The organism is Pedobacter sp. UBA5917 (assembly GCF_002432345.1).
In the GTDB taxonomy this organism is placed as follows: Bacteria; Bacteroidota; Bacteroidia; order Sphingobacteriales; family Sphingobacteriaceae; genus Pedobacter.
This window is the reverse complement of record NZ_DJDT01000308.1, coordinates 1-23,752: the sequence shown is the minus strand read 5'-3', so window position 1 is coordinate 23,752 and position 23,752 is coordinate 1. Positions and strand designations below refer to the sequence as shown.

Here is a 23,752-nt window from a genome sequence, read left to right as displayed (position 1 = left end):
TTGAACTATGCGGTTAAAGCTGTCGCTATAGGCACCCAAACCAATGAACTATTGACCAGTGAACCAATGAACTATACTTAACTAATGAACTTTTTTAACAACCAAAAGATGGTCGCATACCAATACTACCTCCCCATGTTGGTTGATGATTTCTACATGTTCGGTTACGGTGCCGTATTCGGGCCTTTTACTTTCTCCTTTTTCAGAAATGGTGATTTCGGAATGGATCGTATCACCGATAAAAACCGGTTTTACAAAACGGAGTTTATCATAACCTTTACTCATGGCTTCGGGATTGATTTCTGAGGCGGTTAAGCCGATGCCTATGCTAAAAATCATGGTTCCGTGGGCAATGCGTTGTTTAAATGGTTGTGTTGCGCACCATTCGGCATCCATGTGATGCGGAAAAAAATCACCGGTATGACCTGCATGCACTACAAAATCGGTTTCTGTTATAGTACGGCCCAAGGTTATGCGTTTGTCCTGTAATTGATAATCTTCAAAAAATGTGGATTTGAAATACATAGTTTTATTCTTTGTGAAACTTCGCAGGTTTTCTTCATTAAACCTCGCAGGTTTTTAAAACCTGCGAGGTTTGTCTTGATTATTTAACTACTCTTTTTAGCGATACAATCGCTGTTCTCGTTCATCCTCGTTACAAACGAGGACGATAAATTTAATGTCTTCTTTTTTATTACGTTTGCGCTCGTTTCCAACACGATTTTATCGTTGTAGACAATAAGTTATTCAACGCCCGTTAGCGATTGCTATAACCTTTACCCCTCCAATATCACTCGATTGGTACGCACTTTCTACAACGGCCATGGTTTGGATTACATCTTCTACGCTGGTGTGCAGCACATCGGTCGAACCTTCGTTATAACGCATTAAATTGGCCATAGTGCCAATAAAGGCTTCGGGAAACCAAGATCCATCAAGCTTAACATGTTGCCATTCAGGTGTTTTTCCTTCTGCTACAATGCAATATTCAAATACATCTGGCACACCATGTGGATAATCCATCAGTAAACCTATTTTAGCTACAATTGCACCTTTCGTACCTTCCCATTTGATATAACTTTCCTGGTGGTTGGGGCCAAAATCATGATCGTGGTTGGTGTTGATTACCGCGTGCAGGGTATCGCCGTAGTCGAATAAAATGGTAGAGCGTGATGAAGACAGGCTTTTGGCCGGATGTTTTAAGGTTTTGGCTAAAATACTTTGGGGATTACCTAAAAAAGAACGGATCAGGTCAACGTAATGGATGCTGTGGTACTGGATTTCCAACCTTGGGTGGATAATTACATGTGGAAAAATCTCCCATGGTGTTTTAATGGTCACCCTAACTTCCATGTCATACAACTCGCCGATTAAACCTTTATCGATCAGGTATTTTGCTGCGCTAACGAATGGTGCAAAACGCAGTTGAAAATTGATTGCTGCTTTTAAATTTTTCCTCTTGCATAATTCGAGGATTTCTTTTGCCTGCGTAAAATCATCGCCCATTGGTTTCTGGATCAGAACCGCACTTCCATCAGGCAATTGCTGCAGTGTTTCGATGTATTGTTCGGGCATGATCGTAATATCATAAACTGCATTTTTTGGTGCAAGTTTTACCGCCTCGTTTACCGAATTGTATACATGCGGAATGCCAAATGCATCAGCTAATTTCTGCGCCCGTTCTTTGGTCCGGTTTACAATTCCATGCACCTCAAAACCGGCCATTTTATAGGCAGGAAGATGGGCATCAGCCACTATCCCGCCGGCACCGATAATGATGATGGGCTGTTTGGTTTGCGGCAACTCCGGTTTATATTTGATTTCAATACTCATTTGTCGGTTTCATTAATCTGGTTCTGTGCCAATTGTATTAGTTCTTCGGTTGCGGCATCGGTGTTGATGGCCTGCAAAACCATCTGATCAATTATCGAGGCAATTGCAGCCCAGTTCTGTTTCTGCGGGAGCATATTGGCCACTTCATGCAGTTGCTCCAGTTTATGGTAATAAGGGATAATTGAGTTGATTTCTTCATCTTTCCAGGTCGAGATGCGGCAACCGATCCCACCTTCTAAAGTGAGCTGTTTATCCAGTTCGGCAGCGAGGGCGAAACGGAGAAAATCGTAGGCCATGGCCTTATTTTTACTGCCTTTGGCAATGGTGTAAAGCCAATATACGTTTAACGATGCTGATTGCTGATCAGGTGCCGAGGGTAACAGTTCTACATCGATTTTACCTTTTACCTTCGAGTTCGGGTCAACCTCGCACATAGCCGCAAAACCGAACCAGTTAACCATCATGGCGGCTTCACCCTGTGAAAAAGCAATTCCCGCACCTACCGATTCGAATTCGGCCGATTTAGGGTGGACTGCAGATTTATCGTTAACAATTTTGCGGTAGAAATTTAAACCATCAATGGCGGCCTTTGTGTTGATCTGTATATAACCATTTTGATCAACCAGGCTTCCTCCCCTTGTCCATAACTGCAAACAGAAATCGAAAACGGTATTGTGGCCATCGGGGTAGCAGGCAAAGATACTCCCGTATAAATTTTCTTCAGGACGGTTAAAAAAACGGGCCACCTGATGGAAATCTTCCCAGGTTTTGGGAACTGCCAGGGCTTTTCCGAATTGGGCTAAATATTTAGTTTTTTCGGGTTCGTTTTCAAATAAATCCTTCCTGTAAATAAAACATTCAGGCCCATCGTGAAATGGCAATCCTACTACTTCCCAGCCGAAACGTTGCAGGCCTAAAAGTGATTTGCTCCACCCTTTGGGAAAGTCGTCAGGTTTGTTTTTGTTGATATAAGGGTTTAAGAGTTCGAAATCATTGTTGGCATATCCTTCCAGAACCCAATCGGTGCTGATGTGCGCGATATCGAAATCGCCATTTGCCAGGCCTTTTTGTGTGATGGTGCTATCGTAAAGTTCGTGCAGATCCATTACCACCATCTCCAATTTTAAGGTACAGCCGGAGATGGCACAATATTGATCCCAGAATTTCTGCATGGCAGTTTCAAAAGGTGCAAATTTGCGTACGGCGATCTTAAAAGTTTCTATTTGGTTATGCATTTGCAACGGTATTCTGTGTAATAAATTCTTTGATAATGCGCTCATTATCCTGTCCTAATTTTGGCGAACCTTTTGATGAAGTGAGTAACTCCCCATCGATGCGGATCGGGCATCTGGTTGTCTCATATTTGTAACCATCAACCATTTCCACTTCCTGTACCATGTTCAGCACTTTGAAACCATCGTGTGCCATCAGGGCGTTCCAGTTTAACACATCCGCGCACCATATATCGGCCGGTTCCAGTACCGAAAGCCATTGTTCGGTAGTTGCCGATAAAAGATGATCAGCTAAAACGGCTTTTATTTCATTGCGTTTATCGAATGCTTCACTCTGTTCAATATAATTTTCCAATGGTTCACAGGCCAATAAATTACCAAGCTGTGGAATAGAACCCATCGCCAGGGCTAAATATCCGTTTTCTGTTTGATAAATACCATAAGGCGCACCTAAATATGCATTTGCATTGTTCTTTTTCGAACGTTCGGGTAAACTCCCGCCATCATTCATAAAAGTGGTAATGGTTTCGAACTGAAAATCATAGGCCGATTCCATCATGCTGATCTGCACAAAACCACCTTCGTTTTTAATGGCTTTTCGATACAAACAGGCTAAAATCCCCTGTGCCAGATGTGCACCGGCCAGCATATCGATAATGGATAAACCCATCGCCACCGGACCGCTATCGGCATTTCCGGTTAAAGATGTTAAGCCGGTAACAGATTGTAAAAGCAGATCCTGACCTGGTTTATTCTTCCATTCGGTTTCGGTTCCATAGCCCGAAATTTCGCCATAAACAATATTTGGGTTTAATGCGACAACTGATTGATAATCGAAACCTAAGCGTTCCATTACCCCCGGGCGGAAGTTATGGATCATTACATCTGCTTTTTTGAGCAGTTCGCGTACCATTTCACAATCTTCTGTACTTTTTAAATCAACTTCAAAGCTTTCTTTATTTCTATTAATAGCATGAAAAACAGACGATTCGCCATTCATGATCAGGTTTGAGGTATAAAGGGTACGGCAAATATCGCCAATGCCCAAACGCTCAATTTTGATTACACGCGCACCCATATCGGCCAGGCGTAAACCCGCCGAGGGCCCCGAAAGGAACTGGCTGAAATCGACAACTAAATAATCTTCAAGCGGTAGCATAATTTTTGTTTTTTAATCGGTACTTCTCAATCATGGTCGTCATGCTGAACTTGTTTCAGCATCTTTCCTGCTAAATAGACCCTGAAATAAATTCAGGGTGACGGTGTGTATTTTAACTCTCCATTCCGTGGTTCGTGTCTTCACGAACCACTTTTTTTAACTTAACTCAAACTCCTTATCAATATCCGCTGTATTACCCCCCAACTTTGGAGCGGCTTTAGCTGCAAATAATTTTTCATGATCCAAACGGATTGGGCTTACGGTAGTCTTTATTTTTCTGCCATCTGTCAAGTTTAATTCCTGTTCGATCTGCAGGTTTTTATAGGTACTTAAAGCAGTGGCCGTTTGATAATTCAATACTTCTGCGCACCATATACCATGGTTTTCCAGAAGGTGGACCCAGTTTTTGGTATTTTCTTTTTTAAAGGTTTCGGCCAAACGCACAATCAGTTGATCACGGTTTTCGAAAGCAGAGCCGGCCTCCACATATAAATCGGAAATATCGCAATTGATAATCGCGCAGATATTGGGTAGGTTCCCCATAGCCATGGCAATATATCCATCGTTTGTTTCGTACATGCCATATGGCGCACTTAAATAAGCATGTGCACTGCCTTTTGCACCACTTCTATCAGGTAATTTTCCTCCATCATTAAGGTAGGTGGTAAGCACTTCGAACTGTACATCTAAAATAGATTCGAGCAAACTCACCTCTACAAGTACACTTTTATTGGTTTTTGCCCTCTTGATCAACGCAGCCATAATGCCCTGTGCCAGGTGGTTTCCGCACATAATATCCGAAACCGAAAGTCCGAAAGGTACAGGCCCGTCAACATCAATGCCCGATAAAAATGTTAATCCTGAAACCGATTGAACCAATAAATCCTGTCCGGGTTTGTTTTTCCATGGTCCCTCATTTCCATAACCGGTAACCACGCCATAAACAATTTTTGGATTGATTTTTTGAATATTTTTATAATCCAAACCGATTTTTTCCATCACACCCGGACGGAAATTATGTGTCATTACGTCTGCTTTACTGATCAGTTTTTTCAACCTTTCTAAATCTTCCGGTTTTTTTAAATCGGCAGTATAACTTTCCTTATTTCTGTTAATGGTATGGAAAAGCAAACTATCTTCATCCACAAAAAGGTTTTTGATGGATAACGACCTGCAGGCATCGCCTGTTTTTGGCCGTTCGATTTTGATCACACGGGCACCTAAATCAGCCAGTTTTAAGCCCGCTGATGGTCCGGCCAGGAACTGGCAAAACTCTAAAACCCAAAGTCCTTCTAACGGTCTGTTCATGATAACACAAAACTTTTAGATTTCTGATACAAGCTGTTCAGGGCTGATAAAACCTTGATTTCATCACCTCCGTTCATTAAATAGTCACGTACAACATCGCCTGCATGGTCTTGAAAATACATAGAGCCGTGGTAACGCGGCCGCAGAAAAGCCCTGTGTAAAGCGGGTAAGGTGTTTTTAAAATAATTTTGGCTCTGACGGTTCACTTCTTCGTTTTTCCATGCGGCCAAATGCCCTGGCTGACCACCACTCTCGAAAAACAATGTAGATTGACAAGCCGGGGATCCTACAAATTTTACATATTCGGCAGCGGTATCAACGGCTTCACATTTAGATGAGATGGCTAAGCCTGTTCCACCTAAAGTGCTCCTTAAATTGGTTTTTCCATTTAATGAAATCATATCGTGGAAATGCAGTGTTTTACGTGCATAGCCATTTCTCGAATAATTGGAATAGCCGTAAGCAAAAGGACAATAGGCAATTTCATCGGTTAAGGTCATGGCTTCATAAACCTGGATCGGATTTCTGTTAAAATTTGCTTTGTCTATTTTAGATGCCAGCTCGCGGTACATTTTTAAAACTTTCACACCGGTTTCTATCGAAACCACTTCCTCATCATTTTGGCAGGGATCTTCGCCCAAAGAACAGCAAAGGGTATAAAAATTCATTAATACATCAATCGGAATGCCTGCAAAGGCCACCAATCCTTTGTCGGCAAGTACCAATAAATCCTCGAATGACTGAGGCAATTGCAATCCTTTTTCGGCAAGTAAATCTGGCCGGGATGCGGCCACAGGTGTTGCTGCATCAATGGGTAAAGCCCATAAGTGCCCGTGATAAAAATAGCTTTCGTAAGATTGGCCGACCGAATTTTCTTCCTGATCATTCAGGTAGTCTTCGGATAAATATAAATCAAGGGGCACAATCGATTTAGTTTTTGCTGCAAAACCTGCCCATGGATGGTCGATAACCAATAAATCAAAGTTTTCGGCCAGTTCCTGGATAGAAAAATCGGCAAATTGCTGCAAACTTCTTTTTTCCCAGGTAATGTGAACATTTGGATGCAGTTCGGAAAACCGCTGTGCTGTTGCCACCATAGGCAAAAGCCCACGACTATGGTTCCAGGTTATCCCTTTTAAGTTTATTATCTTTTCCACTTTATTTTATCTAATGGTTGATGTTGCAACCAAGTATGTTTTTTTATTTATTTCGGTTGGTGTGACACCAACCGATAGTTAGCTCTAGTGGTCGGTGTCACACCGACCACAGCCTTAAGTCCAAGCCATAAGTGGTCCGTGGCGACACGAACCACGGTACGGTAGTACATTTATTTAACCGTTTTAATCGTTATCGATGCAGATTTCAAACCACCCGATGTTGCTGTTAATTTAATGTTGCCGCTTTTTTCTGTTGATTGCAGGATTGCCAGGCACAAACCATTAAATGCCTTACGGTAATTTGCTTTAAAAGGTTCTAAACTCGCCTGGAAACCGTTATCAACACCAGCGATAAAACCATTTCCTTCTATTTTAAAATCAACTAAATTATCAGCATTGGGCACTACATTTCCTTCGGTATCTAATATGCGTACGGTAACAAAAGAAAGATCCTTAGCATCAGCTTTAATGTTTTTCCGGTCGGCAATCAATTCGATTTTAGCAGGTGTTCCGGCCGTTTTTACTTCACGTATAAGAACAGTTTTGCCATTTTTCCTTGAAACCGCTTTCAACGTTCCTGTTTCGAAATTTACATTCCAAAGTACATGCAGCTCATCACCCTGTTTTGATTTTTTGCCTAACGATTTTCCGTTGAGGTACAATTCAACTTCATCAGCATTATTGTAGTAGGCCCAAACTTCAACCTGTTTACCCTTTTCCCAATTCCAATGTGGTAAAATATGGAGTACCGGTTTATTGGTCCACTCGCTTTGATACATGTAATAGGAATCTTTCGGGAAACCAGCAAGATCAACTATTCCGAAATAAGAACTCCGGGCCGGCCATGGGTAAGGTAATGGTTCACCCAGGTAATCAAAGCCTGTCCAAACGAATAAGCCAGATACATGGTCGTATTTTTTCGCTGCTGCCCAGGTTTCTTCGTGTGTTGAACCCCAATACGCAGAAACATTATCATAAGCAGAAGCCGACCATTCTTTATTGCCTTCGGTAAATTTCGTTTTACCGTCTTTCGGCCATCGGCGGATGGTATCTGCAGTATCGTAAAATCCCCTGGTTTGGAGCGCCGAAGTGGTTTCTGTAGCTAAAAACTTAACGCCAGGGTAATTCTTTGGAAAATCTTTATAAAGTTTATGGTTATAGTTTAGGCCGTAAATATCAAGTGCATTTGCCTGATAGATAAAATTTTTCTTTGCATCGGTTTCTGTCAAAGCAGAGATTACCGGACGAGTTTGATCCAGTTTTTTAACTATGCCAACCAGTTCTTTTGTAATGGCAGTACCCGTACTGTCAAACTGCTCGCGGATTTCGTTACCAATGCTCCAAAGAATAATGGAGGGGTGGTTACGGTCGCGTTTGACCATATCTTCGAGGTCTTTTTGATGCCATTCAGGAAAATTCAGGTGATAATCATTTTTGGTTTTTTTCTTCGTCCACATATCAAAGGCCTCATCCATTACCAGAAAGCCCATTTTATCGCATAAATCCAAAAACTCTGGTGCAGGTGGATTATGTGCCGTACGGATGGCATTTACGCCCATGGCTTTCATCGTTTCGAGCTGGCGTTCCATTGCACGTACGTTTATGGCTGCACCCAATGCACCTAAATCATGATGCAGGCAAACGCCGAGGATTTTCATCGGATTTCCGTTTAAAGAGAAACCTTTTAAAGCATCAAAATTGAATTCACGGATCCCGAAATAGGTTTCGTAGCTATCAATAACCTTATTATTCTGGACAATTTGTGTAACCAGTTTATATTGATAAGGTTTTTCTACAGACCAAAGCACTGGGTTTTTAACCGTCAAATTTCCATTTGCCGATATACCTGAAGTATCAATTTTTAATATTTGCGGACCACTTTTTGTTGCCAATTTTCCATCTGCAGCATAAATTAAATGGATTACCGATACTGTTTGCTGTTTTAAACTCTTGTTCTGGATTTGTGTATTTACATTAATCTTGCCGGTATTATTGGTGCTTACAAAAGTTCCCCAATGTGCAACCGAAACTTTGGCTGTTGAGCTTAACCATACGTTCCTATAAATGCCAGAGCCAGAATACCAACGCGAATCGGGCTGTGCTGAATTATCTACTTTAACGGCAACAATGTTTTTACCTTTTTTTAAAAACTTACCGATTTCGTAAGTAAAAGAGCTATAACCATAAGGTCGTTTACCTAAATAAGATCCATTTACCCAAACCTCGCTGTTTTTATATACACCATCAAATTCTATGGTAATTAAACGGTTCTTAAAATCAACAGGGGCTGTAAATTCTTTTCTGTACCAGCCAATTCCGGTGGGCAGGCCGCCACCTTCTGGTTTTGCCGGATTCTTCTCATCAAATTTGCCTTCGATGCTCCAATCGTGTGGTAAGCTTAGTTTACGCCATTTCGAATCGTTGTAGGAAGGTGACTTGGCTGAAGGTTCGTCACCCAGTAAGAATTTCCAATCTTTGTTGAAGTTTGTTCTTGAGCGGGGTGTTTTAGTTTTCGTCATTTCGATCGCAGTGGAGAAATCTATCTGTGGACTGTAGATTTCTCCATTCCACTTCGCTTCAGTCGAAATGACGGCTGGAAAAGGACGTGCCCCGCAATAACGTGATGCCCAGAAAACCAATATCAAAGCAAATACAACTTTAAAATTACCTTGCATCTTCATGTTAGTTCTTTGTTTCGTTTACAAAATCCACTTTACTTTTACCTAAATCTTTCGAAGTTGCTACAGCAATTCCGCGCTGATCCTGTTTGTTTACCGCACAATAGAAATGATAAACCACACCTTTGTACTTTAGTACAAAAGATTTGTGTGCGTACAATTCATCATATTTTTCAGAAGATTCGATCAGGTTATCACCTGTCCAATCGGTCCAGTTTACAAGGTCTTTTGATACTGCAAAACGGTTGAAAGAGCCTTTCCTATCCTGCCAAAAAGCGCCGAAGTAAAACATTATATAATTATCGCCAATTTGCTGTATCACAGCATCTCCTGTAATGCCAACAGGATGATGAAGCACAGGATTTCTATTGAAGCGTTGCCAGTTGACCATATCATCAGAAACTGCCATTCCGATACGCTCGTACCAGCGTGTTTTTTTGTTATTTGCCAGCGAATCGCCCACGGCATTGTAATACATCACGAAGCGGTGTCCGGTTAGCCTTTTCTTATCTTCTATTACGGTACTTTTAAAAAGTTTGTTGCGGTTTTCCCACCAGCGTACATCTTTATCTGATGAACTTAGAACAGGTTTTTCTAAGCGGCTCCACTCCTGCACAACCGATGGATGTTTGTAGCTGTAAGCCATCCCAATGGATAAAGGCTCCACTTCGTAACCTTTTTCTTTTCCTCCGAAATACGACATCCAGTATTTGCCATCAAATGGTTTTACACCGTAGCTTCCACCCCATTTTATGTCCAATAAAGCATTGTAGCCAGCCTTTTGGTTATCGTCCCAATGGCCTTCATCTGCAAACGACATCAATTTGCCCTGATTTTCCCAATGCAACAGGTCTTTGCTTTTTGCCAGCCAGGTTTCGTAACCTCTGCCGCTAAAAACCAGGTAGGTCATGTACCAATCTTTGCCTTTTCTAAAAACCGTTGGGCAATCCATTTTATGATCTTTATCTTCAGGAACCATCACCAAGCCGTATTTGAAAGGTGTTTTAACTTCCTGGTAAATTTTTTCCATCTCAACAGCAGGTACTTCGTGCTTACTTTGTGCATTTGATTTAAAGGCCCAAACAAAGAGGATGATCATGATGCTTATCTTTCTCATTTGTACTTTAAATTAAATTTGTAATAGCCCGATCCTATTGAAACTTTCGTTTTACCATTTTCGATCCCGGCATCCGAAAAAGATGAATTGTATGCTTCTGAAATCTCCGATTTTGAAAAAGCCGGGAAGTACACAACAGCACTTGTATTTACCGGAATATTTACTTCGAGAATGAAATTTTGATCATTTTTCTCCCATTTGGTGGATATTTTACCATAGGGAGAATTGTAACTTACATCGGCAGCAGTTAAATCGCCAACTATCTCGGGCGCTATTTTAATCTGGTTGAAAGCAATCGAATTTTCTGTCTGACGGATGCCACCAATACCACTGTATAGCCATTCCATTAAGTGTCCAAGCATAAAATGGTTGTTGGAAACCGTTGGTAAAGCAGCCCACGATTCGGTTAAAGCTGTAGCGCCTTTTGCAATCTGCATGCCATAACCAGGAACATCAGAGCGACTGTTCATATCAAAAATTACATCCGATTTTCCGGCATCTTCCAGCACCCGCAGTACATATCGGTAACCGATATCGCCGGCGGTTAAACTGTTTTTCCTATCGCGGATATCTTCAACCAGGTTATCGATTACGGCATTTTTATCCTCTTCGTTAACCAAACCCAAGTAAACCGCCATTGCATTTGCGGCCTGAGAACCTGTCGCGTATTGTCTGGTTTTTGCATCAAAAAACTTATTGTTGAATGCATTTCTTACTTCAACAGCAAGTTTTGAATAAGCCTCTGCATCAGCTTTTTTTCCTAAAAGCATTGCCATTTTCTCCAATAGCTGCAAATCATAATGGTAAATCGCTGTTCCGGTAACACCCATTGGAGTGAGCTGGGAAACACCAGGCGGTTTTGGCCCTAAGTCGTACCAATCGCCCAGCCCCTGTGATAAAATATGGTTGTTTGCTTTGCTGCTTAAATAGTTGATGTAGCGCTGCATCATTGGGTAGTAATCAACCATGGCCTGCTTATCGCCATACCATTGATATAGGTACCATGGCAATAAAATGCTGCTGCTTCCCCATTCAGGCGAATCGCGGAACATATCGCCGCCCCATTCAAATTTTACATATTCGGGAGCAATTTCCGGAATCAGTCCATTGGCAAGCTGGGAATTTTTCATGTCCTCCAAAGCCTTTCTGAAAAGTGGTGCAGCGTTATAATTATAGCCAACAGAATTGCCCATTAAATGCAATTGCTCCAGCCAACCCAATTTTTCGCGGTGCGGACAGTCGGTAAAAACGCTCATCATATTGCTTTTTACCGACCAATTGATCAGGCTAAAAGTTTTATTGAATAAATCGTTGGAAGAGGAGAATTTGCCTACTTTTTCGGCAGCGTTTCTGATGTGTAGGGCTTCCAAACTTTCCACAACCGTTTTGTCTGATGTATTTTCTTTGCCGGCAGGAACTGCGCCCTTAACCTGCAGGTAACGGAATCCGGTATAAAAGAATTTTGGGCGCCAGGTTTCCAGACTTTCACCTTTTAAAATGTAGGTGAAATATGATGGGCTGCCCATGTTCTTTTGAGTTACCGAACCATCTGCTTTTAATAATTCGGCAGGTGTAATGCGTACGGTATCGCCTTTTCTGCCACGTACCTTGAGTTCGATAATGGCCGAAGCATTCTGCCCCATGTCGTAAACCCATTCATTGTTGGCTACTGAAGTGATATTTTGTACTTTGAAACGATCGAAAATCTTAATCGGTTCCTCTTTTTGGGCGTTTAGTGCAGGTCCATCAACCGATATGGCAGATTTCCAGTTTTTATCGTTAAAAGCCGGCAGGTTCCAACCTTTCTGTTCAAGACTGGCATTATAGTCTTCGCCACCATAAATGCCCGAAAAAGTGATTGGTGATGGGGCCGTTTTCCAGGTCCGATCGCTGATGATATTTGCAGTAGTTCCATCGCTGTATTCAACCAAAATCCTGCAGATCATTTTAGGATAACCATAGGCCACTTTTAACTTTCTGTACCGCTCTTTAACCGGCGGGATATAATAAAATCCGTTTCCAAGCATTACACCAATAGCGTTTTCGCCTTTTTTGAGCTGTTTGGTTACATCGTAACTTACGTACAAAGCCTCTTTATCATATTTTGTCCAGCCGGGTGCCAGAAAATCGTCACCTACTTTTTCGCCGTTTAAACTCATTTCATAATGCCCAAGGCCCGAAATAAAAGCAGTTGCCTTTTTAACTGTTTTAATTACCGTAAAATCCTTTCGGAACATCGGCAGGATATTATTGGCATTGTATTTATCCTTTTTACCATCAGTTGGTAATACATTTATATTAGAATCGGCCATTTTTTCGTAGGCAATCCACTTCGCTCCTTTCCAATCGGTTGAATTTAATAAACCCATTTGCCAGGCGGCAACATTACTCCATTCGGATATATTCCCATCATTATCCCAAACGCGGATTTTCCAGTAATAAGTTTTGGCTGATAAAAGTTTAACACCTTTATATACAATTTGGATAGACTGATCTGAATTTACCTTTTTGCTGTCCCAAACCTCTCCAATGTTCTTTTTCAGGTTTGCCGTGCTGCCGGAAACCAAAATCTGATAGGCAGTTTGCATTACATTGTGCCTGGATGACTCCAGTTTCCAACTCAGAATAGGATTATATGTATCAACGCCTATCGGATTATTTCTATAACTACAATTCAGATCATTAACCTTGATATCCTGCGCAAAAAGCGGGATGCCCAACAGATAAAGCCAAGAAAATATCAGAAATCTGCTCATTATCCTTTGGTTAGCATTGCGGAATTTTTACGCAAAAGCAATGGTTAAATTTTGGTTTATAAATGGTTAATTGATACCTTGATCTTATTAAAAATCGATTTTAAGAACGATTTGATTAATAAAATAGCGTCAATTCAAATATAAATGTTTTTTTTAAATATGAAAACATATATTCGTATTTAAATTACAAATTCTTCCCCTCGATAAATAGGAAAGCATTTTGTATGTTTGAAATTGTAAAAATTACGCTACAGCCAAATTTAAACCTGTATGAACGAAAAGGAATCGAAGTACCAGGCCCCTGCTCTAGATAAGGGACTTGATATATTGGAATATTTATCTGCACAATCTATCCCGCTTTCGCAGACTGAAATTGCTATCGGTATTGAAAAAACGCCGAACGAAATTTACCGGATGTTGATGAGTTTAGAAAGCCGTGGATATATTCTCCGCGACGAAGTTTCGGGTAAATACAGGCTTTCGTTAAAGCTTTTTTACCTTTCGCACAGGCACTCGCCTATTGATGAACTGCGTAAGGCTGCACAATTTCCTTTGGAAGAACTGGCCAATACCATCCGTCAATCGTGCCATTTAAGTATCTTGTATATGAACCAGGTGATGGTGATTATCCATGCGAAAAGTCCGGGGCCAATTGCACTTTCTATTGAGGAAGGAAACTTATTTCCACTGCCTTTAACTGCTTCTGGAAAGGTTTTATTGGCCTATATGCCCGAAGCGGAACGGAACACCACTTTAAAAAACAATACCATTTATAAGAAATACCAAAAAACACAGCAGGAAGATTTTATAAGTTCATTAGAAGATATCCAGCAAACGGGATCTTATTTTAAAAATAGCGATTCAGTTTCTGGCGTAACCGATCTTTCGGTACCGATTGGAATTTCGGGTAATAATGGAATTATTGCCTGTTTAACCATTTCGATGTTGAACGCGATAAATGTAGATCAGGCGATCGAAAATGATGTGATACTTGCCGAAGCACAGAAATGTGTTAAAAAAATTGAGCAGCGGATTGGGGTTTGACCCTCAACCCCCTTAAGGGGGCTTTTCAAAACCTATCAGGTTTCAAAAACCTGATAGGTTTGTAAAGCAATCTACCATTGTAAGATTGCTTCGTTGTTCCTCCTCGCAATGACGACTATAGTGAGTATTTCACGCTATAATCCCTCCCTTTTTCAATCGTTACCTCATAAAATCCTTTCGAAATTTCTTTTAATTCTCCACCTTTAACAACTGGTTTCGATTTGCTTTTGAATCTTAATCTTCCCGTGCCAGTTGCAGCAGAAACCCTTATTTCTTTCTGGCTGCAATACACTGAAATATCGCCGTTTGCTGTAGGTACTTTTCCCTCCATCCATGCCAAACCACCTAAATTGGGTTCGATTGTATAGGTTTCATAACCCGGCGCGGTAGGCTGAACGCCCAGATAATATTTCCCCAGTAAATAAATCGGACTGGCACCCCAGGCGTGACAAAGACTTTTTCCAAAAGGCCTTCCGTACATTTCTAAATGTTCCGTTCCTTTTTTCTCGGGATTGTACTCTTCCCAGAAGGAAGTTGCACCCAGTTTTAACATGCCTCCCCAATAGTTTTTCATTTCTTTTAAAACATAAGATTGTTCACCCATGGCGCACAGTGCTTCCAGTTCGTAAAAACGCATGTAAGGCGTGGTAATTTTGGCTACTTTATCATTCAACAGCACATTTTCTTTAACCGCTAACTTTTGCTCAGGAGTAAAATAATCAAAGAAAATACCGAACATATTGGCATAACGGGTTACGTTGTCGGTTTGTTTATCATCAATCCGGCTATGTACCAATGCATTTTTACTTTGGTTCCAATAAAGTTGAAAAATTTTGGCTTTTAATTCTTTTGCCTGCTGATCATATTGAGCGGCTCCATTGGTATCGTTGGCTAATTTGGCACATAAAGCCATGGTTTCTAAACTCCTGGCATATAATAACTGCTCAAAACTTACTTCGCCATCCTTACTTAATTTATCGGCCCAATCAATAAAAATCCAATCACCGGGCATCCATTCCAACAGTCCGTTTTTATTCTTTCTGCCATTAATATAGGTCATTAACGATTGCATCCGGGGGTAAATGTCCTGCACGAATTTCTGGTCGCCGGTAAATTTATAATAGTCGTAAATACCCAAAAACCAATAGAAAGAATAATCCATTATGGTGTTGATGTGTGCCGTTACTGGATCTTTACCACGTTGCGCAAGCAAAGTCCTTTTTACGGTAGGGGCATCAAAAAATGAGTAATAATTCATCAGGTAACTCTGGTAGGCATCGCCACTCCAAACCCATCTGTCGCGTTTTATACCGTCGATAAAAAACTCACGGGTATTTAAATGGAAAGTATATTTGGCTACATCGTATATTTTGTTCAGTTCTGCATCTGAAGATTTAAAACTTCCACGTTCGGTTACGGGCGAATATTCGTATAACATGGAAACCGAATCGGCAGAAACATCATTTTCAGATTGGACATTAACATACCTGAAAGCTTTTGAAAGCGGCATGATTGAATCTCTTTTCTGAGCCAGATCGATGTCCAGATTGTCTAAAGTTTCGCATTTATCAACCGATAGCGCTTCTTCTTTCGATTCGCCATAATAAATGGCCAGTCTACCCTTTCCTCTTAAACCATGTACTTTAATAAAACCAAAGGTTTCTTTGCCGAAATCGGAAATGGCTCCATGATTTACTTTTTCGGTTTTTACTGCGAATTGTGGCGCAACCGGTAACTTAAACTGCGACGGAACCTGATTTGGATCATTTAAATTCCATGAACCAGCTGAAACAAATGTAGTTCCTGATTTATCAGAAGTTTTTCCACTGGCATCAATCCACTCTTTATCTTCGAAAGTAGTTAACCAGCTTTCGTCGGAAACCACGGTTTTACCCTGAACAAAAATTGCCGGAACATGCGCCTGATTGTATACTTTCAAGCTTAATTTATGTTTTCCGGCAGGCAGCTGGATACTTTTCGGTGATCCGGAAATGGCCTGACCATCAATTTTTACATTGTAGGTTCCTTCTACAGATAGTTTAACTCCTTCGGGCTGGGTGAGCGTAAATTCTTTATGGAAATCGACCAGGACATAGTGACTATCCATTTTCCAGAATACCGGAAAAAAGGCACCTCTTTCTGTTCTGCGGTTCTGCATTACGTTGCTCATGTAAATGTCGAAATCGCCCGGATACCAGATCCACGAAGCTTTTTGTGCAAAAAGCTGGGCTGCCGAACAACAAAGAATGGTTAAAATGATTAGTTTTTTTAAGGTTTTCATATTGTTTGCTAAAGTTTTTAAAACCGTACTGTAAATGATCTGGCTATAAGTTTGTCACGTTGAGCTTGTCGGAACGATCCTTCGACAGGCTCAGGATGACAGTTTATGGAATGACGTATCTTTGTTTAGTGTCCATTAAACAACAGGTAAAGTGCAACCATTACCACTGCCAATGCAATCCACGAGATCCAAACTGACCTGGCAGGTTTTTCAATATTGGCCTGATGTTCATCGTTTACCGTATAAATACTTGGCGAACGATCCAGTAAGGAAATTAGCATAGCAATAAACAGCAATCCGGCAAAAATGAAAAAGGAAAGCATTAAATAATGTGGCCAAAAGGGGTATTTATCAGGTGGTAAAATCCATAAATAAGTTACTCCAATGCCCAAACTTAAGATTGAACCAATGGAAAGGGTAAAATTTACCGCTTTTCTGGTGGTTCTTTTCCAAAAAACGGTTAAGAGGAATACAACTGACAATGGCGGAGCAATAAAGCCCAGAACGGATTGAAAAACATCGAATAAATTCAATCCTTTAATATTGTCGATCGCCAATACCACAATAACGGCAAAAATACAGCCTGCCACAACAGCCCACCTCCCGACACTGATAATCTGTTTATTTGTGGCCTTTGGATTGATTTTTTTGACATAAATATCCATCGTAAACACCGTGCTTAGCGAATTTAATGAGGAACCAATAGTACCCACCAAAACTGCAATTAATACCACGATTACCAAACCGTTCATTCCCGGTGGAAAGAGGTTGGTAACCATTGTCATGTAGGCTTCGTTAGGATCTTTCAACCCCGGAAACAATACATAACAGAGTATTCCGGTACCGATAAATAAGGGTAGAGAAAGTATTTTTAACCAACCTATAAAACTCACGCCCAATTGTCCCTGTTTTAAATCTTTGGCACCTAAAACCGATTGAACCATTGACTGATCTGTACAGAAAAATGCAACTGCAGCAACCGGATAGCCCAATAAAATGGCATACCAGGGGTATTTTGGATCGCTTGCCGGCTGAATTAAATTCCAGAAATGATGTGGGGTTTTTGAGTACAGGGCTGAGAATCCACCAGCTTTATTGAGTCCCAAAAGCGTTAAGGAGAGTGAAACAGCGATGAGTAAAATCATCTGGAAAACATTCACTTTTGCAATTGCTTTTAATCCACCGAAAAAGGTAAACAAACCTGCAAAAGCGACCAAAACGGTAACAGATTGCCACATTGGAATGCCCAAAATCTGCCGAACCAAAAAGCCACCTGCAAATAAACCCAATGATAGCCAGGAAATCAGAATTTTAACCAATGCATACCAGGCTAAAATGTTCTGTGTAGAATCGCCATATCGGTTGCCCATAAATTCGGGCATGGTACTCACTTTTGCAGCAAGGTATTTTGGCGCAAAAACAATGGCCAGCAAAAATAGGAATATAAAGGCGTACCAATCAAAATTAACGGCAACAATACCGGTACTGTAGCCTATACTGGCAAAGGCGAGTAACATCGATGGACCTACATTTGTACCCCACATGTTAAAGCCGATACTGCTCCAGTTCAATGATTTATTGGCAAGGAACAGGGTTTCATCTTCGCTTTTTTTCTTCGAAAAACTGGCCCTGTACCCGATAATGATCAAGATAACAAGGTAAGCGACGACAATGATGTAATCTAAATTGGTTAAACGTTCTACAATGTTTCCCATTGGTTTATTTGGTTAGTTTGGTTTTGTTATGCTGTGATTCGTGAAGACACGAACCACGACTCGAATTTGAGATGACTGATCGCAAACGTTCGTCATTGCGAGGTACGAAGCAATCTTACTATGGGTGGGGATGTATTTTACAAATTTCATACCTAGCGAACGTTGTAAGATTGCTTCGTCGTTCCTCCTCGCAATGACGACTTTTTTATTGCTAACTAATTCTTTTAAAGTCCTATCGATTCGCGTGTGATATTATTCGCCTTCAAAATATCGTCGATTTTTACCGGTAATCCTGTTTCTAAAGATTTATCCATAGCCTGCAGCAACGCTACTGTGCCAATACCTTCTTTTAAATCAGGGTAAGCCGTAAAATTATTGTTGATGCTATCTGCAAAATATTCGAGGTAATTCTGGTATTCCCCGGCGTGGTGGCTCTGCCCTTCAAAACGGAAATAGTGTTTCAGTGTAGCATCGCCCCAAGTAATGATTTTTTCTTCGCCGGTGTTTGTGGTAACGCTATAACGCAGTTCATGGTAATCGGCCTGACTTGCCCCTTCTGTTCCGCGGAGGATACAGCTCATCCCGCTATCGCGGCTTGCAGGTTGTGTTGGTCCGGTATAGGCGCCGCTTACCCGTGCAATGCGGCCATCTTTCGCCTTAAAAATGAAATGCATGGTATCCTGATTCTTTAAACCGGCTTTTGAACCATTGCTGCTCAACATGCCATAGCCCATTACCTCTTCAATCTCGGGCAGGTACCAGCGGATAAAATCAACCGGGTGACTTAAACCGCCGTAGAGCCATTTAAACGATTGTTTTAGCGACCAGCCTTTTTCTAAAAACCAACGGTGATCGGCATGGTAATGGCTTTCTATGGTAATCAGTTCGCCGATTAAACCTGCATCAAAATCCTTTTTCTGACGCATGGCAGGTTCGAAAAAACGGGAGCTCTGTCCCACGAAAATCTTCTTTCTTGATTTCTTTGCGAGTTCCAAAAGTTCGTTAGCGTTAGCCAGATCATCAATAAAAGGTTTGGTGCAAACCACGTGCTTGCCATGTTCGAGCGCCAGTTTAATGTGCTCAAAATGTAAATGATCAGGCGTGTAAATCGCAATCATATCGATTTTATCGCTGCTTAACATATCCTCGTAATTGGTTGTCCAGTTCTGAAAATCGAATTCTAAAGCACGCTCTTCGCACAGCTTTTTATTGGCATCGCAAATCTGGATCAATTTAAACTTTTTGCTTGCCAATGATGCAGAAATGGTACTTCTGCCCTCTCCTAAACCTAAAATCCCTAATCTTAACATGATATTATTTTTATAAGCTTTATTTCTTTGTCTATACGTCATGCTGAACTTGTTTCAGCATCTTTCATACTAGGTCATTATTAATAAGACCCTGAAACAAGTTCAGGGTGACGACTCATAGAAGCAATGACGTTTTATTTACTCAATTGATTTAAAAAACACCCAAACCTCATCCGGTTTTGTACCCTCAATCCCTTCCTGGTATTTTTTCATGATCTGGTTCCATTCGTCCACTTTTGGGTTGTTTAAAGTGGTTTTTGGGTTTAAATCATCCAGTTTTTTCCCTTTTGGAATACTGATGATCAGCATTAACTGTCTATCTTTCCTGAAAATGGCGAGGCGCTGAAATTCTGCATTACAGAAACCTTTTGATATTTCAGGCCATTTCTCGAACTGGGTTCTGTGATAATCCAGGTATTCATGCTGCAGTTTTGCATCTTTTACCAGATTGGCTGATAAAATGATGTTCTCCCATTCTGCTACAGGTTTTTCAGCACATTGCGCTTCACGCCTGAAATCGTAAAATATATTGTCGTAAAGTTTGATTTCTGAAGCATTTAAGCGTTTTAAAGTTTGTTGTAAACTCTCAACCTTCAAACTTGAAGTATAAATTACCAAACGGTTATTCCATTTGTAAATTGAACTTGGCAGCAGGTTATTTTCTTTTGCAAAAGTTTCTAAAATATGCTCTGTTGGTAATTGACTAGATTTAAAAATCAGTTCGAAAACCACCGATTGATCTACAGCCTGATTGATTTTTCTATTGGCATCAACTGATTTCTCTTTTAACAGATACTGAAATGATTTTTCTAAACCTGCGTTCTGTTTAATGCTTTCAGCCACCTTTGGCCCGTTGTTCTCCCACAGATTATCTGGTCCGTTGGCATTTTGAAGGTATTTTTCGGTTGGTGTCCAGTTGTTTTTTATGGTGAAGTACGATGAACCCTCGTCGGTATACAAATAGAACCAATGTTCGGGAAGATGGGCATAAGGTGCTTTATAAATGCTATCGATAACGTTTTCTGTGATAAACGATCCGGGCTGGGCCGACAAAGTATAAATTCCGGCTACATCATAGAGATGTTTGCCATAATGATGAATTTTATTGGCACTGATGGTATTGTTTTTCATCGCATTCGGCGTTTTCGTCCAGCCCCAACCCAAACTGATGCCAGAATAAGAAACATTGTTGATTTCGTTGTGCAGGATTTTAATTCCCTGAACATAACCGGCACCGATGCCAACAGCACCCCAATCTTCGTTGGTTACGTCGGTGATGAGGTTATTTTCGATTTTATCATTTGTAGATATTTCACGTTTATCGGATGGATTGTAAGGTAAATGTACCTCGGTAGCCTCATCAGAAAAAGTTCCGATCAAAATCGCCGAACCGCCAATATCCTTGAATAAATTACCTTTGATTTCGTTATCACTAGTTCCTTTTTTATAATCTAATCCGGTTGAGGCCAAATGTTCGAAATAACAATTCTCGAATGAAGTATTTTTGGCATAAGTTACTTCTACAGCAGCAGCTGGACGGCCAACCCAGGCCTGGTTTTCTAAAGTTGGTTTATCTGGCGTTCCGGCTTTATCCAATTTATAGGCATCTAGCATATACATCCCTGCCTGATGTGGTACATGGCCCTGTTTGGACGGCCGCAACCAGGTACTGTGTTCAAAAGAAATGCCTTTGAAACCCACAAAAGAAACAAGATTATCAATCGTTCCTTCAATTTTAACCAGGTTTTCTAAAACCGGTACTATAATTTCAGCGCTAGCCATGTTTTCTGTTGCTTTCGGCCAGTAATAAAGCTTGTGGTTCAGCAGATCTTCGAACCATTCCCCGGGTTCATCTAAAAATTGAATGGCATTGCTAAGGTAAAATGCAGAGTTCCCGGTTTTTTCAGAAATCCATGGCGCCGGCCATGGGTGTTCGGATTGGATCCGGCTTTCGGGTTGCATAAATGAAAGTTCGGCTGTATTTCCCTCGATCTTAACTGATTTTACACGGAGATTTGCGATGGCCCACCATTGGTGGATCAGCATTTCCATGCCTTTGATATTGGCTAAGTTGATGTTCTTCTGGAGCGGGATTTTACAGGTTTGAGTTTTGCTATTCCAGGATAAAATCCGGCCCATGGCATTGCCACTATAGTTTTTTGCCCGTGTGGCTTTTTGTCCGTTTACCCAAAGCTGGCGAAATTGAAGGTCGCTCCCATCAAAATTTGGAACATCGGTAACCCAAACTTTTCCTATGGCTTCTTTTGGCAAACCTAAAATGCTCCCGGTAAGTTTTTTCCATCCTTTTATTTTTACACCACCGCTTAAAATCACTTTTTCATTTGCTTCTGCAACGATCAGCGTCGGACTTTCTTTTGTACCTGAATCTTCAGGGCGAAATACCACAGGTTCGTGTAATTGATAAAACCCACTGCTAATAATGATCTGAATGCCATTTTTAATCGAAATATCATCTAAGCGGCGTAATTCGCGGGCTTTTCTGATGGCAGCGTTTAGTGTAGCCAAAGGCTTTTGTTTGGTGCCTAAATTAGCATCTGATCCGTTTGTGGCGACATAAATATCTGTAGCATTTGCGTTAAAGCATAACAAGCTTAATAATAATAGGATTATCGAATACCTTTTTAAATTCAATCGATTGGTCTGTGAGGACACAGACCAAGGCGATAAGGTATGATTGGTTCGTGGTGACACGAACCAAGGCGGTGATGGATAGGTTATTGCTTGCAAATTTGTAATTAAACTTATTTTCATAACCTAATTAATGAGATTGCTTCGTGCCTCGCAATGACGAAGCTGTATTTTGAAAAACCGATTTCAGGTAACTGGTATTGGCGCTGAAATTATATTTTACGTTTGTGGGCTGTTTTGCATCACGGCTTCTTTCTACAACTAGCCAGCCGCTCCAACCCATATCATCAAGGGTTTCTTTTACTTTGTTTAAGTCGATTTTTGGGTCGTTTTGTAGCCAAACGCCATCTTCGTTGCTGGCATGGATCTGAATGATATTTTTCCTCCCTAAAATCCGAAGTTCCTGATGTAAATCTCTTCCATTTTTGATAGCATTAGAGAAATTGAAATAACTTTTAACGTTTTTCGAGCCTATATCTTTAAGCAATTGAAGTTCAGCCTTAGCATCCAAAGAAGTTTCGATACCGATTACAATGCCAACTTTTGCGGCCATTTTACCGGCCACTTTTAACCTTTCTACAATCGGATCACGTAGTTCAGGGTTTTTAACCAGATCGCCCTGAATGCCAAGCGGCAGGAAAACTACTTTAATGTTCATGGCCTTAGCCGTATCCAAACAATCCTGAATCATTTTTTGATAAGTAGGGCGTTTGGCGAACGATTGGGCATAAAATCCGGTCATGGCCAGCGAGCAGAACTCCAGATCCAGTTCTTTGGCTTTATCGAGGTATTCTTTTCTCAGTATTTGATCAGCGAGTTTATTATCGAAAGTTTCCCTGTCACCTAAACCGCCCATATCGATTTCCAAACCATCGGCACCGATTTCCTTTGCCAATGGCAACGCACTTATTTTCTGACGTTTTAGGATCATCAGATCGATCACCGCAACTTTGTACCTGTTTTTCTTTTCTGTAGCCCAAAGCAACTGATCCGGGATCATCAAAGCACTGGTTAACAAAGCAATTTTACCAATAAAAGTTCTCCTGTTCTGCATCTCCATCTGTTATTTGCTTGTATTTAAGGGAAACAATTTTTCCAGGTTTTCGAATCCCATTATTGCATTTTTTGGTAATTTTTCACCTTTATCGCCAAAAACATACATGGCGTTTTCTTTTTCGATGGTTACTTTGCTTTCATCGTATTTTCCTGCTTTATTCTTCACTGCTGCGCCATTGAGCTTGAAATTTTTGATCAGAAAATCATATAGTGCAATGCGTTTGTTGATGCCGAAATCATGTTTTTCATCAGGAAGGTGCACGTTCTCTACCTTATCTTGCACGCCATAATAGCTATACATTTTTTGCAGGTAGGGAAAATCGTGTTGCGGGGTATGTGCTGTCCAGTCGCTGCCATCCGAAACCAATAGTTGAGGACGTGGTGCGGCCATTGCGGCCAGTTCTACATTATCTGTTCCACCGCCACATTGGTGAATGGGCATTCCGCTTTCGCATGG

At 40.9% G+C, this 23,752-nt stretch carries 15 protein-coding genes and 1 pseudogene; 1 reads left to right on the top strand and 15 read right to left on the bottom strand.

Going from position 1 to position 23,752, the window contains the following annotated elements:
• Nucleotides 1-81 precede the first annotated feature (81 nt).
• The 9 genes from B2V92_RS21530 to B2V92_RS21490 form a co-directional block, all read right to left on the bottom strand.
• A complete protein-coding gene (locus B2V92_RS21530; protein ID WP_293312064.1) occupies nucleotides 82-525 on the bottom strand; it encodes a MaoC/PaaZ C-terminal domain-containing protein in 444 nt (147 codons plus the stop codon).
• A 222-nt stretch (nucleotides 526-747) separates the two neighbouring features.
• Nucleotides 748-1,833: a Gfo/Idh/MocA family protein gene (locus B2V92_RS21525; RefSeq protein WP_293312063.1), complete on the bottom strand. Its 1,086-nt coding sequence runs from the start codon at nucleotides 1,831-1,833 to the stop codon at nucleotides 748-750.
• Complete coding sequence (locus B2V92_RS21520; protein WP_293312062.1) at nucleotides 1,830-3,068, bottom strand: extracellular solute-binding protein; 1,239 nt, start codon at nucleotides 3,066-3,068, stop codon at nucleotides 1,830-1,832. Before B2V92_RS21520 ends, B2V92_RS21525 begins: the two co-directional genes overlap by 4 nt.
• A complete protein-coding gene (locus tag B2V92_RS21515) occupies nucleotides 3,061-4,224 on the bottom strand; it encodes a CaiB/BaiF CoA transferase family protein (RefSeq protein ID WP_293312061.1) in 1,164 nt (387 codons plus the stop codon). The genes B2V92_RS21520 and B2V92_RS21515 overlap by 8 nt, the downstream gene beginning before the upstream one ends.
• 156 nt (nucleotides 4,225-4,380) lie before the next feature.
• Complete coding sequence (locus B2V92_RS21510; RefSeq protein WP_293312060.1) at nucleotides 4,381-5,532, bottom strand: CaiB/BaiF CoA transferase family protein; 1,152 nt, start codon at nucleotides 5,530-5,532, stop codon at nucleotides 4,381-4,383.
• A complete protein-coding gene (locus B2V92_RS21505) occupies nucleotides 5,529-6,689 on the bottom strand; it encodes an ABC transporter substrate-binding protein (protein ID WP_293312059.1) in 1,161 nt (386 codons plus the stop codon). Before B2V92_RS21505 ends, B2V92_RS21510 begins: the two co-directional genes overlap by 4 nt.
• A gap of 170 nt (nucleotides 6,690-6,859) precedes the next feature.
• Complete coding sequence (gene galB / locus B2V92_RS21500) at nucleotides 6,860-9,370, bottom strand: beta-galactosidase GalB (protein WP_293312058.1); 2,511 nt, start codon at nucleotides 9,368-9,370, stop codon at nucleotides 6,860-6,862.
• Between the two features lies 1 nt (nucleotide 9,371).
• The gene (locus B2V92_RS21495; RefSeq protein WP_293312057.1) at nucleotides 9,372-10,484 is read right to left on the bottom strand and encodes a glycosylase; all 1,113 of its coding nucleotides are present in this window, start codon (nucleotides 10,482-10,484) and stop codon (nucleotides 9,372-9,374) included.
• On the bottom strand, nucleotides 10,481-13,240 hold the full coding sequence (locus B2V92_RS21490) for a family 78 glycoside hydrolase catalytic domain (RefSeq protein ID WP_293312056.1): 2,760 nt from the start codon (nucleotides 13,238-13,240) through the stop codon (nucleotides 10,481-10,483). Before B2V92_RS21490 ends, B2V92_RS21495 begins: the two co-directional genes overlap by 4 nt.
• 270 nt (nucleotides 13,241-13,510) lie before the next feature.
• Here B2V92_RS21490 and B2V92_RS21485 point away from each other — a divergent pair, with 270 nt between their 5' ends.
• On the top strand, nucleotides 13,511-14,284 hold the full coding sequence (locus tag B2V92_RS21485; protein ID WP_293312055.1) for an IclR family transcriptional regulator: 774 nt from the start codon (nucleotides 13,511-13,513) through the stop codon (nucleotides 14,282-14,284).
• 115 nt (nucleotides 14,285-14,399) lie between these two features.
• Here the strand turns inward: B2V92_RS21485 and B2V92_RS21480 are convergent, their stop codons facing one another.
• From B2V92_RS21480 to B2V92_RS21455, 6 genes and pseudogenes are all read right to left on the bottom strand, one after another.
• Nucleotides 14,400-16,565, bottom strand: a complete 2,166-nt coding sequence (locus tag B2V92_RS21480; protein ID WP_293312054.1) for an amylo-alpha-1,6-glucosidase — start codon at nucleotides 16,563-16,565, stop codon at nucleotides 14,400-14,402.
• A gap of 125 nt (nucleotides 16,566-16,690) precedes the next feature.
• Nucleotides 16,691-18,280 carry a sodium:solute symporter family transporter gene (locus B2V92_RS21475; RefSeq protein ID WP_293312053.1) on the bottom strand — a complete coding sequence of 530 codons (1,590 nt, stop codon included), beginning with the start codon at nucleotides 18,278-18,280 and terminating at the stop codon, nucleotides 16,691-16,693.
• 224 nt (nucleotides 18,281-18,504) lie between these two features.
• Complete coding sequence (locus B2V92_RS21470; RefSeq protein ID WP_293312052.1) at nucleotides 18,505-19,632, bottom strand: Gfo/Idh/MocA family protein; 1,128 nt, start codon at nucleotides 19,630-19,632, stop codon at nucleotides 18,505-18,507.
• Nucleotides 19,633-19,728: 96 nt separating this feature from the next.
• A complete protein-coding gene (locus B2V92_RS21465) occupies nucleotides 19,729-22,116 on the bottom strand; it encodes an L-rhamnose mutarotase (protein WP_293312051.1) in 2,388 nt (795 codons plus the stop codon).
• Nucleotides 22,117-22,369: 253 nt separating this feature from the next.
• The gene (locus tag B2V92_RS21460) at nucleotides 22,370-23,293 is read right to left on the bottom strand and encodes a sugar phosphate isomerase/epimerase family protein (RefSeq protein ID WP_293312050.1); all 924 of its coding nucleotides are present in this window, start codon (nucleotides 23,291-23,293) and stop codon (nucleotides 22,370-22,372) included.
• 9 nt (nucleotides 23,294-23,302) lie between these two features.
• Nucleotides 23,303-23,752 (bottom strand): annotated as a pseudogene (locus B2V92_RS21455) (acetylxylan esterase); the annotation flags it as partial.

Excerpts from the sequence above, each read along its gene's own strand:
- B2V92_RS21515 (WP_293312061.1), bottom strand. The coding sequence starts at position 4,224 with ATGCTACCGCTTGAAGATTATTTAGTTGTCGATTTCAGCCAGTTCCTT.
- B2V92_RS21475 (WP_293312053.1), bottom strand. The coding sequence starts at position 18,280 with ATGGGAAACATTGTAGAACGTTTAACCAATTTAGATTACATCATTGTC.
- B2V92_RS21520 (WP_293312062.1), bottom strand. The coding sequence starts at position 3,068 with ATGCATAACCAAATAGAAACTTTTAAGATCGCCGTACGCAAATTTGCA.
- B2V92_RS21495 (WP_293312057.1), bottom strand. The coding sequence starts at position 10,484 with ATGAGAAAGATAAGCATCATGATCATCCTCTTTGTTTGGGCCTTTAAA.
- B2V92_RS21490 (WP_293312056.1), bottom strand. The coding sequence starts at position 13,240 with ATGAGCAGATTTCTGATATTTTCTTGGCTTTATCTGTTGGGCATCCCG.
- B2V92_RS21525 (WP_293312063.1), bottom strand. The coding sequence starts at position 1,833 with ATGAGTATTGAAATCAAATATAAACCGGAGTTGCCGCAAACCAAACAG.
- B2V92_RS21470 (WP_293312052.1), bottom strand. The coding sequence starts at position 19,632 with ATGACGTATAGACAAAGAAATAAAGCTTATAAAAATAATATCATGTTA.
- B2V92_RS21510 (WP_293312060.1), bottom strand. The coding sequence starts at position 5,532 with ATGAACAGACCGTTAGAAGGACTTTGGGTTTTAGAGTTTTGCCAGTTC.
- B2V92_RS21460 (WP_293312050.1), bottom strand. The coding sequence starts at position 23,293 with ATGCAGAACAGGAGAACTTTTATTGGTAAAATTGCTTTGTTAACCAGT.
- B2V92_RS21485 (WP_293312055.1), top strand. The coding sequence starts at position 13,511 with ATGAACGAAAAGGAATCGAAGTACCAGGCCCCTGCTCTAGATAAGGGA.
- B2V92_RS21480 (WP_293312054.1), bottom strand. The coding sequence starts at position 16,565 with ATGAAAACCTTAAAAAAACTAATCATTTTAACCATTCTTTGTTGTTCG.
- galB (WP_293312058.1), bottom strand. The coding sequence starts at position 9,370 with ATGAAGATGCAAGGTAATTTTAAAGTTGTATTTGCTTTGATATTGGTT.
- B2V92_RS21530 (WP_293312064.1), bottom strand. The coding sequence starts at position 525 with ATGTATTTCAAATCCACATTTTTTGAAGATTATCAATTACAGGACAAA.